At 52.5% G+C, this 18011-nt stretch carries 15 protein-coding genes and 1 tRNA gene; 6 read left to right on the top strand and 10 right to left on the bottom strand.

All coding sequences use genetic code 11. The annotated features are described in order from the left end of the window. Window positions 1-70: 70 nt before the first annotated feature. Window positions 71-1387, bottom strand: coding sequence for a citrate synthase (gene gltA, locus FIV45_RS10730; protein WP_099472240.1), 1317 nt, complete (start codon window positions 1385-1387; stop codon window positions 71-73). Window positions 1388-1566: 179 nt separating this feature from the next. Continuing rightward, window positions 1567-2976 carry a glutamate--tRNA ligase gene (gene gltX, locus FIV45_RS10725; RefSeq protein ID WP_099472241.1) on the bottom strand — a complete coding sequence of 470 codons (1410 nt, stop codon included), beginning with the start codon at window positions 2974-2976 and terminating at the stop codon, window positions 1567-1569. 305 nt (window positions 2977-3281) lie between these two features. Between gltX and FIV45_RS10720 the strand changes: the two genes are divergently transcribed. Continuing rightward, on the top strand, window positions 3282-5342 hold the full coding sequence (locus tag FIV45_RS10720; protein WP_099472242.1) for a ComEC/Rec2 family competence protein: 2061 nt from the start codon (window positions 3282-3284) through the stop codon (window positions 5340-5342). A gap of 34 nt (window positions 5343-5376) precedes the next feature. Here FIV45_RS10720 and lexA read toward each other — a convergent pair whose 3' ends face one another. Genes lexA through FIV45_RS10690 form a run of 6 tightly spaced genes read right to left on the bottom strand, consistent with a single transcriptional unit; the run spans window position 5377 to window position 10251 of the window. Beyond that, the gene (gene lexA / locus FIV45_RS10715; RefSeq protein WP_099472243.1) at window positions 5377-6063 is read right to left on the bottom strand and encodes a transcriptional repressor LexA; all 687 of its coding nucleotides are present in this window, start codon (window positions 6061-6063) and stop codon (window positions 5377-5379) included. A 51-nt stretch (window positions 6064-6114) separates the two neighbouring features. Next, complete coding sequence (locus FIV45_RS10710) at window positions 6115-7335, bottom strand: molybdopterin molybdotransferase MoeA (protein ID WP_099472244.1); 1221 nt, start codon at window positions 7333-7335, stop codon at window positions 6115-6117. Window positions 7336-7361: 26 nt separating this feature from the next. After that, a complete protein-coding gene (gene moaC, locus FIV45_RS10705) occupies window positions 7362-7838 on the bottom strand; it encodes a cyclic pyranopterin monophosphate synthase MoaC (protein WP_099472245.1) in 477 nt (158 codons plus the stop codon). A gap of 1 nt (window position 7839) precedes the next feature. Continuing rightward, a complete protein-coding gene (gene trpC / locus FIV45_RS10700) occupies window positions 7840-8634 on the bottom strand; it encodes an indole-3-glycerol phosphate synthase TrpC (RefSeq protein ID WP_099472246.1) in 795 nt (264 codons plus the stop codon). Next, window positions 8627-9658 (bottom strand): anthranilate phosphoribosyltransferase, encoded by a 1032-nt coding sequence (gene trpD / locus FIV45_RS10695; RefSeq protein WP_099472247.1) that lies wholly within the window; start codon window positions 9656-9658, stop codon window positions 8627-8629. The genes trpC and trpD overlap by 8 nt, the downstream gene beginning before the upstream one ends. Next, window positions 9655-10251 (bottom strand): anthranilate synthase component II, encoded by a 597-nt coding sequence (locus FIV45_RS10690; RefSeq protein WP_099472248.1) that lies wholly within the window; start codon window positions 10249-10251, stop codon window positions 9655-9657. The genes trpD and FIV45_RS10690 overlap by 4 nt, the downstream gene beginning before the upstream one ends. A 200-nt stretch (window positions 10252-10451) precedes the next feature. Here FIV45_RS10690 and FIV45_RS10685 point away from each other — a divergent pair, with 200 nt between their 5' ends. Next, window positions 10452-11726 (top strand): dicarboxylate/amino acid:cation symporter, encoded by a 1275-nt coding sequence (locus FIV45_RS10685; RefSeq protein ID WP_099472249.1) that lies wholly within the window; start codon window positions 10452-10454, stop codon window positions 11724-11726. 45 nt (window positions 11727-11771) lie between these two features. On the opposite strand, the gene FIV45_RS10680 is transcribed toward FIV45_RS10685, so the two are convergent. Beyond that, window positions 11772-12593 carry a substrate-binding periplasmic protein gene (locus FIV45_RS10680; RefSeq protein WP_099472250.1) on the bottom strand — a complete coding sequence of 274 codons (822 nt, stop codon included), beginning with the start codon at window positions 12591-12593 and terminating at the stop codon, window positions 11772-11774. A gap of 230 nt (window positions 12594-12823) precedes the next feature. Further along, a tRNA-Gln gene (locus tag FIV45_RS10675) sits at window positions 12824-12897 on the bottom strand. A 167-nt stretch (window positions 12898-13064) separates the two neighbouring features. On the opposite strand from FIV45_RS10675, the gene FIV45_RS10670 reads away from it, so the two are divergent. From FIV45_RS10670 to FIV45_RS10655, 4 genes are all read left to right on the top strand, one after another. Further along, on the top strand, window positions 13065-14333 hold the full coding sequence (locus tag FIV45_RS10670; RefSeq protein WP_099472251.1) for a Ppx/GppA phosphatase family protein: 1269 nt from the start codon (window positions 13065-13067) through the stop codon (window positions 14331-14333). A gap of 98 nt (window positions 14334-14431) precedes the next feature. Beyond that, complete coding sequence (locus tag FIV45_RS10665) at window positions 14432-15106, top strand: RlmE family RNA methyltransferase (RefSeq protein WP_099472326.1); 675 nt, start codon at window positions 14432-14434, stop codon at window positions 15104-15106. Window positions 15107-15242: 136 nt separating this feature from the next. Continuing rightward, window positions 15243-16703 carry an IMP dehydrogenase gene (gene guaB, locus FIV45_RS10660; RefSeq protein WP_099472252.1) on the top strand — a complete coding sequence of 487 codons (1461 nt, stop codon included), beginning with the start codon at window positions 15243-15245 and terminating at the stop codon, window positions 16701-16703. Between the two features lie 9 nt (window positions 16704-16712). After that, window positions 16713-18005 (top strand): RsmB/NOP family class I SAM-dependent RNA methyltransferase, encoded by a 1293-nt coding sequence (locus FIV45_RS10655; protein ID WP_099472253.1) that lies wholly within the window; start codon window positions 16713-16715, stop codon window positions 18003-18005. Window positions 18006-18011: the final 6 nt, after the last annotated feature.

Genomic DNA, 18011 nt, shown 5'->3' with positions numbered 1-18011 from the left:
AAGCATCTGCCAGAATGTAAAAAGCCCGGACAAATCGTCCGGGCTTTTTTTATCTGGTGTGGTGCGAGACTTATCTGTTTTCAACCTCGACATAATCGCGTTTTTTGTCGCCGGTAAACAGCTGACGGGGACGGCCGATTTTCTGGGTCGGGTCCTCGATCATTTCACCCCACTGTGAAATCCAGCCGGTTGTCCGCGCCAGAGCAAACAGCACGGTGAACATCTCTGTCGGGAAGCCCATGGCTTTCAGAATGATACCGGAATAGAAGTCCACATTCGGATAGAGCTTCTTCTCAATGAAATAAGGGTCTTCAAGGGCAATACGCTCCAGTTCACGGGCAACGTCCAGCATCGGGTCATTGACGCCGAGTTCGTCGAGCACTTCCTTGGCGGATTGAGCCAGAACCTTGGCGCGTGGATCAAAGTTTTTATAGACCCGGTGACCAAAACCCATCAGACGGAAAGGATCATTTTTATCTTTGGCTTTGGCGATATATTCCGGAATACGGTCTACTGTACCGATTTCTTCCAGCATGTTCAGGCAGGCTTCGTTGGCGCCGCCATGTGCTGGGCCCCAGAGAGAGGCGATACCGGCTGCAATACAGGCAAAAGGATTGGCGCCAGAGGAGCCGGCCAAGCGCACCGTGGAGGTGGATGCATTCTGTTCATGGTCAGCATGGAGAATGAAGATCTTGTCCATGGCGTTGGCCAGTATCGGGCTGACATGATATTCTTCACACTGGGGAACGCCAAATGTCATATGCAGGAAGTTTTCCGCATAGGTCATGTCATTGCGTGGATAAACAAATGGCTGTCCGACAGAATATTTATAGGCCATAGCCGCGATGGTCGGGATTTTCGCGATCATACGGTGAGAGGCTATTTTCCGCTGCAACGGATCATTGATATCCAGGCTGTCATGATAAAAGGCGGACATGGCGCCAACAACACCAACCATAATCGCCATGGGATGCGCATCACGACGGAACCCCTTAAACAGGGAATTCATCTGATCATGAACCATGGTGTGATAGGTGATGGTGTTGCTGAAATCGGTTTTTTCCTCGGCTGTCGGCAGGTCACCGTTCAACAGCAGATAGGCAACTTCCATAAAGTCACTTTTTTCTGCCAATTGATCAATAGGGTAACCGCGATAGAGCAGGGTGCCTTCATCACCGTCAATATAGGTGATGCTGGATTCGCAGCTGGCGGTAGAAGTAAAGCCGGGATCATAAGTGAATTTCCCGGTGGTGGCATATAACTTTCGGATGTCGATGACATCTGGCCCTATGGAGCCTGAATAAATGGGAAGTTCAATTGACTTACCTCCGATGGTCAGTGTTGCCTTCTCTTCTGATAATGTTTTATCAAATACATTCTTCGTCATAAACCCACATCCTTTCTCGTTTGAACTTGGGAAGTCGCGTTATGGATTGTAATTATGCGCTTCCGTATTAAGACCAGCAGGCATGATATGTCTGCTGATAACATGTTATATGTAATATTCAGGTCAATTAAGTTACCTATATATTACCAATTATTAATATTTCGCTTTCTTATGCGAAATTAGGCGGCTTGATCTTTTAACCGAGCCAGACTTTCTGTTTTCCCGAGCCAGACCAATATATCGAAAATTCCGGGCGAAACATTGCTTCCGGTCAAGGCTGCCCTGAGCGGTTGGGCGACTTTTCCCAGTTTCAGGTCCTGATTTTCGGCAAACGCCTTGATATCGGCTTCCAGGCTTTCGATGTCCCAGGCCGCCGCCTGATCGAGAACCGCGATGGCCTTGGTCAGGATTTGTTTGGCATCTTCTGTCAGAATTTTTTCCGCTTTCGGGATCATGGTCAGCGGACGTTCTGCAAACAGAAACAGGGTGCTTTCCGCCAGATCATTAAGGTTTTTGGCCCGGGGTTTGAATTCATCCATGGCGGGAACCAGTAAAGCAGCCTCATCATCTGTAAGCGGCCGTCCCAGATTTTTCTCAATCAAGGGCCGGCATATTTCAACCAAGGTCTCATTAGAGGCCGCCTCGCGGATGTAATAACCATTGAGGTTTTCCAGCTTAACGAAATCAAACCGTGACGGGGATTTGCCGATCCCTTCCAGGCTGAACCATTCAATGGCCTGCTGTTCGGAGAAAATTTCGTCATCGCCATGAGCCCAGCCAAGGCGGACCAGATAATTTTTAAGAGCGCTGGGCAGGTATCCCATGTCGCGATAGGCTTCAACGCCAAGAGCGCCGTGGCGTTTTGACAATTTGGCGCCGTCGGGCCCGTGAATTAACGGGATATGGGCATAAACCGGCAGATCCCATCCGATGGCTTCAATCAATTGAGCCTGACGTGCGGCATTGGTCAGATGGTCATCCCCACGAATTACATGGGTAACGCCCATATCATGGTCATCAACCACCACCGACAGCATGTAAGTCGGAGAGCCATCGGCGCGCAACAGGATCATATCATCCAGTTGGGTATTCTCAACGGTAACGGTGCCCTGAACCTTGTCGTGAATAACGGTTTGGCCTTCGTTCGGGGATTTAAAGCGTACAACAGGCTTGATGCCTTCGGGGGCTTCAGACGGATCCCGGTCACGCCAGCGGCCATCATAGCCGATGGGCTTGCCTTCTGCGCGGGCTTTCTCACGCATTTCCGTCAATTCTTCCGGGGAACAATAACAGTAATAGGCCTTGCCTTCGGCCAGAAGTTTTTGCGCAACTTCGACGTGACGATCCCGCTGTTCAAATTGGCTGATGACATCACCGTCATGGGACAGGCCGAGCCAGGCCATGCCCTCGTGGATGGCTTCCACGGCGCCTTCGGTCAGGCGCTTGCGATCCGTGTCTTCAATCCGCAGGTGAAACTCGCCGCCGTGATGCTTTGCAAACAGCCAGTTAAAGAGGGCCGTACGGGCACCGCCGATATGTAAAAATCCCGTAGGAGACGGGGCGAAGCGTGTGATTACTTTCTTCGTCATTCTGCTTAATGTTCCACAGTCAATATTGAGCGGACATACGACATGGGAGCATGCCATTGACCGCGCAGGAAGATACTAAATTTTTTGATTAAAGGCCCATATGTCCTTTAGCTGGGTGCTTTTTAGCAAAATAATACGAAAAATGGAAGCCTGTTATGCTAAAATAACTAAAAAAAAGAGAATATATTTTATATATGAAAGAAAAATGCCGCGTAAAATAGGGCGACTTTTTACAAGGGGACCGGCGTATCGCATTATATCTGGGACATATAAGCACAGGCCATCTGACGGTGAAGGTCTTGCAAATGGAAGACGTGTTCTTTCAGGAGCAGGAGCGTTTGCTGCTGTGGGCGCCGATTTTTTTCAGCTTTGGCATCGGATGGTACTTTTCCCTGGCGACGGAGCCTGCGCTTTCGTTGGCGCTGTATGGATGTCTGGGGTTGATTATATTTACAGGCTTGGTATGGCGGATTTTTCTGTTGCGGTTGCTGCTTATTGTCGTCACCCTGATGGCGGCAGGATTCGCCACAGGGGGGCTGAAAAGCTGGCAACTGGCGACACCGGTACTTGAAAAACCACTCTCGCCGAGAATGATCATTGGTACTGTTGAGAAAGTAAGCCAGTATCGTAGCGGCAAGATGCACGTGGTGATCAGGCAACCGGAGATTAAACGCGGGCCAACTCTCGACAAACTGCGGATTAAGGTGAATAAATATGATGCCGTACCCACGCCAGGTGACCGGATCAGAATAAAGGCCGGGTTATTGCCACCCCCGCCACCAACCATGCCGGGTGATTTTGATTATGCGCGCCAGATCTGGTTTCAGGGCATCGGTGCGGTTGGTTACGGGGTTACATCACCGGAGATTATGGAAAAAGCGCCCGCACGGCTGATATCAATGCGTGGGATAAGACAGACTATGGCGGGCAATATCCGGCGCAGTTTACCGGGAGACGTCGGGGGGCTGGCGGCGGCGCTGATCACTGGACAGCGGGATGGCATCTCGAAGGAGGTTGCCGACAATATGCGCAATTCCGGCTTGGCTCATCTGCTGGCCATATCGGGTCTTCATATGGGCTTATTGTGTGGGGCGGCATTCTTTTTTGCCCGTTTTTTACTCACCCGGTCAGAGTATCTCACATTGCGTTATCCGGTAAAAAAAATCGCGGCGGTGATCGCCATTGGTGCCGGTCTGGTTTATGTCACTCTGAGCGGCGGGGGGATTCCGACAGTACGGGCCTTTATCATGGCGGCGATTCTGTTTTTAGGCATAGTGGCAGACCGGAGAGCGATTTCACTGCGGCTGGTTGCCATTGCGGCAATGGTTATTCTGGTCATGAGCCCGCAGGCTTTACTCTCGGTAAGCTTCCAGATGTCTTTTGCCGCCGTGGTGGCGTTGGTGGTGGCTTATGAAAATATGGGCGGCTATTTAACGATCCATAAAAATCAGGGATGGGGGCATAAACTGATGCTGTATATTGCTGCCAGTTTATTTACCACTTTGGTGGCAGAAATGGCGATTGCACCGTTTGCTTTGTTTCATTTTAACAAGTTGGTGCAATATGGCTTGTTGTCAAATTTGCTGGCGATGCCGATTATGGCCTTCTGGGTGATGCCCTGGGTTGTGGCCTATTTGCTTTTGGCTCCCTTTGGCCTTGGCGAAATTGCGCTTTATCCCATGTCGTATGGTCTGGAGGCGATTATGGGCATTGCCGGATATGTTTCTCATGCGCCGGGGTCATATCGTCTGGTGCCGTCCATGGCGTTGGGACCTGTTGTGGTGATTGCGCTGGGGGCATTATGGTTTGGAATCTGGCGGTTGAGGTGGCGTTATTTTGGTCTTCTGGGGATGGCTCTTGGTGTCACGGCGTCGTTTTTCACACAGCAGCCGGATATTCTGATCGATAATAAAGGTAAACTGATCGGGGTTCGCAATGCGGCAGCGGATTTGGAGTTATCCAGTTTGCGGGCCGGGCGGATGGTCCGGGAACGTTGGGCCCAGAGGGCGGGTCAGGAAGACGCGGAAAAATGGCAGTATGAGGATACTACATATCCAGAAGACAAGTGGCTTGCCTGCGACCGTCTGAGCTGTTTGTATCGGCCGGATCATAAGAGCCGGGATACATTGATCGCGCTGGTCAAGGATGAGCGGGCCTTGTCGGAAGATTGTCGCAACGCCCAGGTGGTGATCAGTCTGGTGCCGGTCGATATCTATTGCCCGTCAGCGAAGCTGGTGATTGACAGGTGGGATTTCTATCATAAGGGCGGGCATGCTCTGTGGCTGCCGGAAAAAAGCGGTGACTGGATTACCGTGAAGACCGTGGCTGGGGTCCGGGGGGATCGCCCCTGGAGTCGGTGGAAATAAGGAGTTAACGAAAATAATTACTGCATAAGGGGGCTTAGTATCGCCGCAGAAGGCCCACCAGGCGTCCCTGGATTCGGACCCGGTTTGCCGGATAGGTCTGGGTTTCATAGGTGCGGTTGGACGGTTCCAGGGCCACATCAGGTCCTTTGCGGTACAAGGTTTTTAACGTGGCTTCTTCTTCATCAATCAGGGCAACGACAATGGCGCCGTTTTCCGCTGTATCACAGCGTTGAACGACAATGGTGTCACCATCGAGAATGCCGGCCTCAATCATGGAGTCACCGTCGATTTCAAGGGCGTAATGGCTGCCGCTGCCGACCATATGGGCTGGAATGGGAATATTCTCAAATTGTTCGAGGGCTTCGATCGGGGTCCCGGCGGCAATCTTGCCGTGAAGGGGAATATCAATGCTGTTGGGATCGGATACCACTTCTGTGGCCTTGCCAAAGTCGGGTTTGAACAGGTTATCTGCTGCGGGGCCACTGTCGACATTGGCCGTGTCGGTATCTTCGGGCAGGCGGAGAATTTCGAGAGCCCGGGCCCGGTTGGGCAGGCGCCGGATAAAGTTGCGTTCTTCCAGTGCGCCGATCAGGCGGTGAATACCGGACTTGGATTTGAGATTGAGAGCATCTTTCATTTCGTCAAAAGACGGAGCAACGCCATTTTCCTGCAATTTTTTATGGATAAACAACAACAGATCCCGTTGCTTTTTGGTCAACATATCTTGGCTCCCGACTGAATAATCTTCATATGTATTTGTTATGTTCTTTTTTTATTCTTTTGTCAAGTGTAGAATGGACACAGATGTTCCTGATTTTGCCGCGGTCGCATGCGGGGGGCGGATCAGCAGACAATTGGCCAGAGCGAGGCTGCTAAGCTTGGCGCTGTCCTGACGCGGCAGGGCAGTGACGATTTTGGCGCCGGTGTCATCCTCGGTAAAATGCGCCCGCATATAATCCTGACGTGCGCCATTTTCAGGCAGGTCGTGGGCCAACCGGGCTATGGATATCGGGGCGCCGGTATTTTGTCGTCCGAGCATGATATGCAGGGCCGGCACCAGAAAATTCACCGCACAGACATAGGCCGAGGCCGGATTCCCCGGCAGTCCGATCATGGGGCAGTTTTTGAAGTGGCCGAAGATCATTGGTTTTCCCGGGCGAATGGCAAGCTTCCAGAAGTTGACTTTCAGACCATGTTGACCAAGAACGTCCTGCACCAGGTCGTGATCTCCCACCGAGGCGCCGCCTATGGTGATGAAAAGATCAATATCCTGCTGTTTGTCGAGCAAGGCTATCCTGTCTTCCAGTGCCGTGCGGTTATCCCGGGCAATGCCAAGATCGACTGCGATACCGCCATTTTCAGAGATCAGAGTACTCAGGAGCAGGTTGTTGCTGTTGATGATCTGACCCGGTCCCGGGGTTTCGCCGACCTGGACCAGTTCATCACCGGTGGACAGCAAGGCGATGCGTGGTTTAATGGTAACGCTAGGGTGGGCGATATTCGCAGCAGCCATCATGCCGATATGCCGGGCGGTGAGAACAGTTCCCTGTTTCACCAGGATTTGGCCGTGGGAAAAATCATTGCCCGCCGGACGAATGTTTCGGCCTTTTTCTGCCGGAACCGTGATGCGGATACAATGGTCATCCGGTCGGGTGGTGTTTTCCTGCATGATTACGGTGTCGGCGCCTGCAGGAACAGGACCGCCGGTGAAAATGCGTACTGCCGTGCCTGCGATGACAGTGCCCGTAAAATGTTGTCCTGCCGGGGCTTCTCCAATCAGCTTTAGCTCGGTTGGACCGTCTTTCAGGTCTTCCGCCCGCACGGCGTAACCATCCATGGCGGATGCATCAAAGGGCGGCTGGGTGAGGGCGGCCTGATGATCTATGGCCGTGGTGCGGCCCAGGGCCTGATCCAGAGGGATGATTTCTGACCCAAGGGGGGTGAAAGCTTGTGATATGAGATGCAGGGCCTGTTCTACCGGCATGAGGGTCATGGGGGCTCCTTTTTGTAAGGGAGGGGTCAGTCGGCGTTAAATTCACCTGACTTGCCACCGGATTTATGGGTCAGGCGCACATCGGAAATCCGCATGCCACGATCCACGGCCTTGCACATGTCATAAATGGCGAGGGCGGCGATACTGACGGCGCTCAGGGCCTCCATCTCGATGCCGGTGCGACCATAAAGATTGGCGGTCGCGAAAATATCGACACAGCTTTCGGCCGTATTGCAGCTCAACTCCACCTGGATGTTCTGTAGCGGTAGCGGGTGGCACAAGGGGATCAGGTCGGCGGTTTTTTTGGCGGCCATGATGCCGGCGAGGCGGGCGACAGAAAAGACATCGCCTTTCTTGACACCGCCTTCTTCAATCAGAGCCAGAGTTGCCGGCGCCATGTAAATCCGGCCCCGGGCGTCGGCGCGGCGATGGGTTTCGGCTTTCAGGGACACATCGACCATTTGCGCCTTGCCCTGATCATCAAGATGGGTGAGTTTTGTCATATCATTCTCCAATCAGGGTGCGGGTGGCCTGGGCGACATTATCCTGTCGCATCAGGGATTCGCCGATCAGAAAGCTGGTGACGCCGACTTTCTCTTTCAGCATCGCCATGTCTTCAGGTGTAAATATACCGCTTTCACTGATCAACAGCCGTTCCGGCCCGACCATTTCGGCGAGCCTCAGGGTCACATCAAGCGATACCTCAAAAGTCTTCAGATTACGGTTGTTTACGCCGATCATCGGGCTTTTGAGCTTGAGAGCGCGCTCCATTTCCACTTCGTCATGGGTTTCGATCAGGACGTCGAGGCCATAGTCGACGGCGGTCTGCTCCAGGTCCCGGGCCAGCGTGTCATCGAGCATCGCCATGATCAACAGGATGCAATCGGCCCCCATGGCGCGGGCTTCGATGACCTGATAGGGATCAATCATAAAATCCTTGCGCAATACGGGCAGGGACACCGCCTCGCGGGCGGCGATCAGATAACTGTCATCGCCCTGAAAATATGGCACGTCGGTGAGGACTGACAGGCAGCTTGATCCACCTTCTTCATAGGCCCGGGCCAACAGGGGCGGGTTAAAATCTTCCCGGATCAAGCCTTTGCTCGGGCTGGCTTTCTTGATTTCGGTGATCAGACCATAGCGCCCATCGGCCTGTGCTTTTTGTAAGCTTTGATAAAATCCACGGGGAGCGGAGGCCGCTTTTGCCGCCTGCATGAGGTCGCTTAGTGGCATCCGCGCCTTGCAATCGGTGACATGCAGGCGTTTGTCGGCGGCAATTCTTTCGAGAATATTACTCATCGACCGTCTCCTCGTTGGACAGCATAACCCACTGATCAAGTTTCGCAGTCGCCGCGCCGCCGTCAATGGCCTCAGCGGCGAGTTTCACCCCTGCGGCGAGATCAGGAACCTTTCCGACAACCACCAGAGATGCGGCACAATTGAGCAGGGTGATGTCGCGGAACGCATTCTTTTCACCGGCCAGCATCCGACGCAGGGCTGCTGCGTTATATTCCGAATCTCCGCCTTGAATTTCTGATATTGGAGAAAGGCTTAAGCCGACTTCTTCAGGATTTACTTCAAAACTGGTGACCTTGCCCTGATAAAATTCGCTGACATAGGAGGGGCCGGAAATGCTCAATTCGTCAAGGCCATCAGCGCCATGTACAACCCAGACACGTTCGGATCCGAGTCTGCCGAGCACCTCCGCCAGCGGGGCGGTCCATTTTTTATCAAAAACGCCAATGACCTGAAATTTGGTCTTGGCGGGATTGGCCAGCGGGCCGAGAAGGTTGAATATGGTGCGGGTGCCGAGCGAGGTGCGGGACGGGCCCACGTGACGCATGGCGCTATGGTGACGGGTGGCCATCATAAAGCCAATACCGATTTCCGCTATGCTGCGTTCGACATTTTCCATATCGGCGTCGATATTGATACCAAGGGTTTCCAGCACATCGGCTGACCCGGATTTGGAGGAAATCGCCCGATTGCCATGCTTGGCGACGGTAACGCCGCAAGCCGCAAGCACGATCGCGGCGGCCGTGGAGATATTATAAGTGTGACTGCCATCGCCGCCGGTGCCGCAAGGGTCAATGGCGTCGGCGGGAGCTTTAATGGTATGGGCCTTGGCGCGGACGGCCTGGGTTGCCCCGATGATTTCATCGATGGTTTCACCGCGCAGGCGCAGCCCCATGAGGAAGGCGCCAATCTGGGCGCCGGTGGCGTCGCCGCTCATCATATAATTAAAGGCATTGCGGGCGTCTTGTTGGCTTAAGCTTTCTCCGCGGGCAATCCGGTCGATGATCGTTTTGAAATCAGGGCTCATGGGGCGTTAAACTCTGTTGCTATGTCGATGAAGTTTTGCAGCAAGGCGTGGCCATTCTGGGATTCGATGCTTTCGGGATGGAATTGAACCCCATGCACCGGGTGGCTTTTATGGGACAGGCCCATGATCAGACCGTCTTCTGTTTCTGCAGTTATCTCCAGACAGTCCGGCAGGCTTTCCTTCTCGACAATAAGCGAATGATAGCGGGTGGCGCGAAACGGGCTGTCGAATCCGGCAAAAATGCTTTTCTGCTGGTGATAAATATCGCTGACTTTACCATGCATCAGATAAGGCGCGCGGATGACTTTGCCGCCATAGACCTGGCCGATGGACTGGTGGCCAAGACAGACGCCAAGAATTGGTAATGAGCCTGCCGCTTTTTCGATCAGATCGAGGCAGATGCCGGCTTCATTTGGGGTGCAGGGTCCGGGAGACAGAATAACGCCTTTGATTTTTCCTGCCTTATAGTCGGCCAGGATCTGATCCACGCTGATGGCGTCATTACGGAAGACTTCAACATTTGCGCCAATCTCGCCCATGTAATGGAATAAATTATAGGTAAAGCTGTCATAATTATCGATCAGGTAATACATTGAACTCTCATCATGGCCTGTTATAGTCTGCGTTCCTTTTACAAAAAAAGCCGTTACAGTGCTATTAATAAATTTAAGGACAAAAATTAAAAGTTCCAATTATCATTTGGGAATCGTCTTAAGAAAATAGACAGAGGACGAACGCCGGTTTGGGGCGCCGTCAATTTAAAGAGTAAGAATGTATAAAAAGGGAAGACGACATGTCGCATAAGCATTCAATGATAGTGTTATATTTAATCGTGGTCGGAATGGTCGCGGGCCTTGGGGCAGGCTGGTTCTTCGGGGAAGATGTTCTGGTGATCAAATGGATGGGGACTTTGTTCCTCAATGCGTTGAAAATGACCATCGTGCCATTGATCTTGGCGGCGGTGATTTCAGGCGTTGCGTCTCTGGGTGATATCCGCAAGCTTGGCCGGCCGGGTGGTCTGACCATGCTCTATTATCTCTCCACCACCGTGATTGCGATTATCATTGGTCTGGTGCTGGTAAATCTGATTCAGCCGGGCGTTGGTGTTGAAATGAGTGCAGAGGCCTTGCAGGCAGGGCAGGCGAAAGCCGAAAGCAATAGCGGCATGACATTCAGCGACATCCTGCTTAGTCTGATTTCGCCCAATCTGGTGAAGTCGGCGGTTGATCTGCAGTTATTGCCGCTGGTGTTCTTTGCCGTGATTTTCGGGGCTGCGGTGACCACAGTTGGCACGGCCGGCGGGAAAGTGATCGACTTTTTCGAAGGCCTGAATGACGCCATGATGAAAATCGTCGGCTGGATCATGTATTTCGCGCCAATCGGCGTCTTCGCTTTGGTGGCAACATCTCTGGGCGAAGCGGGCGGCGGCGAGGCTTTCCTGGCAACCATTTATGGGATTGGCAAATATGTTGCCACTGTCTTGATTGCATTAGCGGTCCATTCTGTTGTGCTTTTCTTGATCATGATGACCATGTCTGGTCGTGGTGTAGGCTTTGTCAAGGATATGGCCCGGGCTTTGCTGACGGCATTCGGTACGGCCAGTTCCTCGGCGACATTGCCGCTGACGATGGAATGCGCGCATGAACATGGCTTGAGTGAACGATCTGTGCGCTTTGTTTTGCCATTGGGTAGTACGGTGAATATGAACGGTACCGCGCTTTATGAAGCGATTGCCGCGATGTTTATCGCCCAAATGTATGGCATCGACCTTGGTATTGGCGCGCAGATCCTGATCGTGGTGACGGCGACATTGGCGGCGATCGGGGCGGCCGGTATTCCGCAGGCCGGGACCGTGACCATGCTGATTGTGCTGGGCGCCGTTGGGCTTCCGGCCGAAGGTATTGGCATTCTGCTGTCCGTTGACTGGTTCCTTGACCGTTTCCGCACCACCGTGAACGTCTGGGGCGATTCTGTTGGCGCGGCGGTGATGAATAAATATATGGTCTCTAAAGAAGAAGTGGCGCTGGAGGAGGCGCTTGAGCCTCACGAAGCAACCGCATCGGAATAAAGTGTTCCATCGCAAGAAAAAGGCTCTCAGTGATGAGGGCCTTTTTTATGGCTTGCCCGGCCCTGAAATAAGGTGATCTTGATCGCGTGCTATTTTAAGGTCATTCATATAACGGGAAAATATTTTTTCTGGGTCAATTTTGCTTAGCCCCTTTGAGAAAAGAGCATTCATTCTCTTGCCTTTTCTGGACCTGCTGAAACAAATAAAAAGATCCGACTTTTCAATAATTTTTGAAGGTATGAGAAGGGGGAGGGCTTTTTTATCTTTCTTTCGTTCTTCCACAAGATCAGGATCAGTCTCCAAAAGGTAATGCAGAACATGAAGATCAACCACGGCCAGACGGAGACGGTGGGCCGCCAATTTCCGGAGATTGATATTGTCAGTTGCGACCGGGCGTACTGTAAGGATATTTTCTGCCGCCAGGCGGTCAAATTCCACTGAATTCAAATACCCTCTGACGGTACCAATAGGAATGCCTTTCAGGTCGGTGAGTTTGTCCCACTCCACAGGGTCATCGCGATGATAGGCCAGAGTGGGCATATTGGCGCCGACAGGTTGAGAGAAAATACATGTTTTCTCGCGTTTTTTTGAATATGCGATGGGCAGAATGCCAATATATTCCGGATTATGCCGGGATATGCTAATCGCCCGTTCCCAGGGGTGGTGCTCGACAATCAAGTGGTATCCCATTTTGGCAAACGCCGCCCGCACCACTTTGATGGTTGCACCCTGCTCAGGTAGATCTGATCCTGAATAGGGGGGCCAGTCGGAAGAAATCATGCGCACGACTTTGGCGGCAGCACTGCTTGCAGGGAGGTGAGCTGCGAGCGTTGTTAGCGACAGGATGATAATCAGAAAAAACTTCACTTTAGAATTCCCGGAAAGATACTCTGCTCATTACCCCAGATGAGGTTATCACATCAGGGGGAAATACTTAACAGTATAATACGGAAAGGTTTACAGGAGGAAAATATATCCGGGGAAAAAAGGAGAGGTATAAAACCGAAAAGAGAACACGGTACTGTGGTATCACCGACAGTCTGGATGAGGGTAATGAAAGGTGTGGGACCACTTTGTTGGTCTGATTTGTGGAGAATTGGATCCGGAGAGTGGATTCGAACCACTACTGATGGAGTCAGAGTCCATAGTTCTACCATTAAACTACTCCGGATCAGATGCGCTTGAGCATTTGATGTGCCCTATATAATGATTTTTTTTATGAGGTCCAGAAATATTTTTGGTTTTTTGGTTGGTACTGGCCCTCGAGGCATTATATAAAAAGTGATAAATTACCTTATCCAGGAGGATCCGGTAAAATTTAAGAGTATTTTGCCTGTAATGAATACAGAAATTAACAATCGACCGGACCGGAGGCGAAAGAAAAAAACGTCACAGTCTGATACGGGTTCCGTGTCGAGTCCAGAAAACAAGGCGACGCGGAACCATAATGGGGGTTCGGCGGCCGGAACTGCGCCTGAAAAACCGGATGGCGGCAAAAACAGGCCGGCCGTGCGTCAGGCGCGTCCGAATAGAAAAAATAATTCTAATCGCAATCCGCAATTTCAAAAACCGATTTCCAATCATATCTATAGTGCGATTGACTTGGGCACCAACAATTGCCGTCTTCTGGTGGCGCAGCAAACCGAGGGCGGGTTCAAGGTTATTGACAGTTTCTCACGGATTGTGCGTCTCGGGGAAGGATTGGGACAGAATGGAACTTTGTCCGAAGCCGCAATTGACCGCACCATCGCGGCTCTCGACATTTGCGTTGCCAAGATCAAACGCCGTGGCGTAACCCACATGCGCAATGTGGCGACCCAGGCTTGCCGGGAAGCCCTGAATTGTGATGCCTTCGTCGAGCGGGTGGAAAAAGAGGTTCGCATCAAGCTTGATATCATCGACCCCATGGAAGAGGCGCGGTTCGCGGTGATGGGCTGCAAGGCTCTACTGGACCGTAACACACCGCGGGCGATCGTCTTTGATATTGGCGGTGGCAGTACGGAACTGATTTGGGTCAAGGTGCATAAGAACGGCATGCCGGAAATCCTTGATTGGACGTCGATTCCGTTCGGGGTGGTGAACCTGTCGGAGAAGTATGGCACCAAGGACGCGATTTCAGCCGATCATTATGCGGAGATGAGACAAAGTATCCTTGATGTTATTCTGCCCTTTGAAGCCAAAAACAATATGGCGGCAGAGGTCGGTGAAGGTCGGGTGCAACTGCTGGGGACATCCGGGACGATCACGACGTTGACCAGTATGCAACTCGGGCTGGAAACCTATGACCGCAACAAGGTTGATGGCACCAAGGTCAAGGCCGCTGAAATACAGGCGCTGTGTCAGCAGATGTCGGGGCTCGACTATGACGCCCGGGTGGCGCTGAAGAGTATTGGCAAGGACCGGGCCGATCTTGTGGTCGCAGGCTGCGCCATTCTGGAATCCATTATGGATTTATGGCCGATCCGTGATATACGGGTTGCGGACCGCGGCATTCGCGAGGGCATGTTGCTGGACATGATGGAAACGACAACGCCCCGCCGCAAGAAAAACAATCGCCGCCGGAACCGGCCTAACCGAAACCGCAATAGCAAGGCGGCGAAGAAATAAGGTGTGCCGATAAACCCGGCGCGCTTAGGAAGTATCACGTGATTAAAAGACCAAAATTGACCGGAACCGGTAAAGAACGTAAAACCGACCCTCGTGGCCTGACCCGGGGGGAAAAGTTCCGTGTCAAAACATCGCGCGGGCGCAAGATTTCTTCTGTACGCTGGTTGCAGCGTCAATTGAACGATCCTTATGTTGATGCGGCGAACCGGGACGGCTATCGGGCGCGTTCGGCTTATAAACTGACGGAACTTGACGAAAAGTTCGGTTTGTTGAAACATGCAAAATCTGTGGTGGATCTGGGCGCGGCGCCGGGCGGATGGACCCAGGTGGCGTTGAAGAAAAAAGGCAAGAAGGCCAAGGTGGTCGGTATTGATCTTCTGGAAATTGTGCCGATTGAAGGGGCGACCTTCCTGCAGATGGATTTTACCACTGACGAGGCGGAACGGGAACTGCTTGGGCTTCTGGACGGCCCGGTTGATCTGGTGATGAGTGATATGGCGGCAGCGACCACAGGACATCAGCAGACCGATCATATTCGCACTCTGGCGCTGGTGGAAGTGGCCTTTGATTTTGCCAAAAAGACATTGGGGCCAAACGGGGTATTTGTGGCCAAGGTTTTCCGGGGCGGTGCCGATCAGGAGCTTTTAAAAGAACTGAAACAGTGTTTTAAAACGGTACGTCATTACAAGCCGCCGGCGAGCCGGCCCGAGTCTGCAGAAACCTACTTGGTGGCTCAGGGATTTAAAAGTCCGCAGAATAAAGTGGAGGAATAGAAAATCGTCTTTTTTGACGCTTTCTTTTTGACCTTTATGCCAATAGCTGCTATCTGCAGAAAACTTTCCTGATGATGTTGTAATTTTTATACCACAGCGGGATATTTTTTTTTGCCTTACCTAATTAGGAGTCGAAATGAATATCCGTGAAGCCCTTACTTTTGATGATGTCTTACTTGTGCCACAGGAGTCGAATGTCCTGCCGGGTCAGGTCGATGTCAGCACCCATGTCACGAAGAAAATTCACCTTACCATTCCAATGATTTCAGCCGCTATGGATACGGTGACGGAATCACCTATGGCCATCGCCATGGCGCAAATGGGCGGTATCGGGGTTATTCACAAGAATTATTCTATCGCAGAACAGGCTGCGGAAGTCCGCAAGGTCAAGAAATTCGAATCCGGCATGGTGATCGATCCACTGACCATCCATCCGGACCAGACCCTGTCCGAAGCTCTGGATCTGATGATCAGCCAGAAAATTTCCGGCATTCCCGTGGTGGAGCCGCAAACCCGCCGCCTGGTCGGAATTATCACCAACCGTGATGTGCGGTTTGCCACAAACATGCGACAGCCTGTCCGGGAACTGATGACCAGTGAAAATCTGGTGACGGTCAAAGCCGGCGTCAGCATGGAAGAAGCTAAAATGCTTCTGCATAAGCATCGTATTGAAAAGGTGCTGGTGGTGGATGACGCCTACAGTTGTATTGGCCTGATCACGGTGAAGGATATCGAAAAGGCCCGTCTGCACCCTAATGCCAGTAAAGATAGTGATGGTCGGTTGCGGGTCGCCGCGGCGACATCCGTTGGGGCCGATGGTTTTGCCCGGGCCGAGGCTCTGGTCGATGCCGGCGTTGATATGCTGGTGGTTGATACGGCGCATGGCCATTCCAAAGGGGTGCTTGAGGCGATTGCGAAAATTAAGAAACAATATGGCGATGTGCAGATCGTTGGCGGCAATGTCGCGACAGGCGCGGGTACCAAGGCTTTGATTGATGCGGGGGCAGATGCCGTGAAAATCGGTATCGGGCCGGGATCTATCTGTACCACACGCATTATCGCAGGCGTCGGGGTACCCCAGTTGACTGCCATTATGGATTCTGTCGATGTGGCGCAAAAAGCCGGCGTGCCGATAATTGCCGACGGCGGCCTGAAGACATCTGGGGATATTGCCAAGGCGATTGCGGCGGGCGCAAGCTCTGTCATGATCGGTTCCCTGCTGGCCGGAACGGCTGAGTCTCCCGGTGAAGTTTTCCTGTATAAAGGCCGGTCCTATAAGGCGTATCGTGGTATGGGGTCTCTTGGGGCAATGGCGCGGGGGTCTGCGGACCGTTACTTCCAGGAAGAAGTGACGGATAACCTGAAGCTGGTGCCGGAAGGCATCGAAGGACAGGTGCCGTTTAAAGGCGAAGTGGCCAGCATGATCCATCAACTGGTTGGTGGTGTCCGGGCGTCTATGGGCTATACCGGCAGTGCGACCATTCAGGATTTCCATAAACGGGCCGAATTTGTCAAAATTTCCACGGCGGGACTGCGGGAGAGTCATGTCCATGATGTGGCGATTACCCGGGAATCGCCGAATTATCCTTCCTCATAAGGCATTAACATGATTGAACCCGCCCGCATACAGGCCGCCCTCGACATATTGGAACAGGTGGCCGACAGCCTGTCCGCAGACGGGGCGTCGGCCGATGTGCTGATCCGTAAATATTTCCGCACCCGGCGTTATGCCGGTTCCCGCGATCGCCGGGCTGTCACGGCGCTGGTGTATCAGGTGATCCGGAACTGGGGATATCTTTGTGAGCAGGCGGCCGGAGACATGCGTCGCATGTTGTTGCTCAACCTGTCAGAGACCCAGGATAGTGAAAGCCTTGAGGCATTGTTTAACGGGGCGGACCATGCGCCGGATGTGTTGAGCGATGAAGAACGGGCGTTCGTGTTAGAGGCGCATGAAAAATTGCCGCATCATGACCTGAATTATCCTCTGTGGCTGGAAGACCGTCTCAAGATGCGTTTCGGCGATAATTTTTCAGATGAACTCGCCCGGTTAAACGGGCGGGCGCCGTTTGAATTACGGGTTAATGCAGGTAAGGGCGAGGGGGATAAGGTTGAAGCGTTTCTGAAATCCGAAGGCCTTGCCTTTGAAAAAGGAAAGTGGGCAGATACCGCTCTTATTCTCGATGAAAATCCACGTATTGACGCCTGGGAAATTTATCAGGACGGGTTGATTGAGGTTCAGGATGAGGCGGCGCAGCTTGCCGTCAGGCTGGCAGATATCAAGCCGGGTCAGCAGGTGATGGACCTTTGTGCCGGGGCGGGGGGTAAGACGTTGGCTGCTGCGGCCCTGATGGATAACAAGGGGCAGATTTATGCTTTTGACAATAACAAATATCGTTTGAAGGATCTGAAGCCCCGCGCCAAGCGGGCCGATGCCCGTATTCTGCAGGCGCATTTGATTGATACCGCAGGGGGCAAGCGTAAAAGCATTCTGGCGGAACATGAAGCCAGGATGGATCGGGTGATGCTTGATGTTCCCTGCAGCGGCAGCGGGGTCTGGCGTCGGAATCCGGAATCCAAGTGGCGGCTGACAGAAGAGAAACTTACCCAATATTGTCGGATTCAGAAGAATTTACTGACCGAGGGGTGGGGGTTTGTCAAGCCCGGCGGACGCATGATCTATATGACCTGTTCTCTGTTCGTCGATGAAAACGAACACCAGATAGAGACATTTCTGGCTGAACAGAAGGACGCGAAACTCGTGTCTTACAGAAGCATTGATCAGGGAGAAGGGGCTCCTGAATTAAAGAGTTTATCCACACTGCCGGAATGTTTGGCGCTGTCGCCGTATTCCCACGGTACTGATGGATTTTTTGTGGCCATCCTGGAGAAGAGCGCATAGAGCCGC

The sequence above is a fragment of the Paremcibacter congregatus genome (genome assembly GCF_006385135.1).
Classification (GTDB): Bacteria; Pseudomonadota; Alphaproteobacteria; order Sphingomonadales; family Emcibacteraceae; genus Paremcibacter; species Paremcibacter congregatus.
The sequence above is the reverse complement of the archived record's forward strand: the minus strand, read 5'-3'. Positions and strand labels throughout refer to the sequence as shown.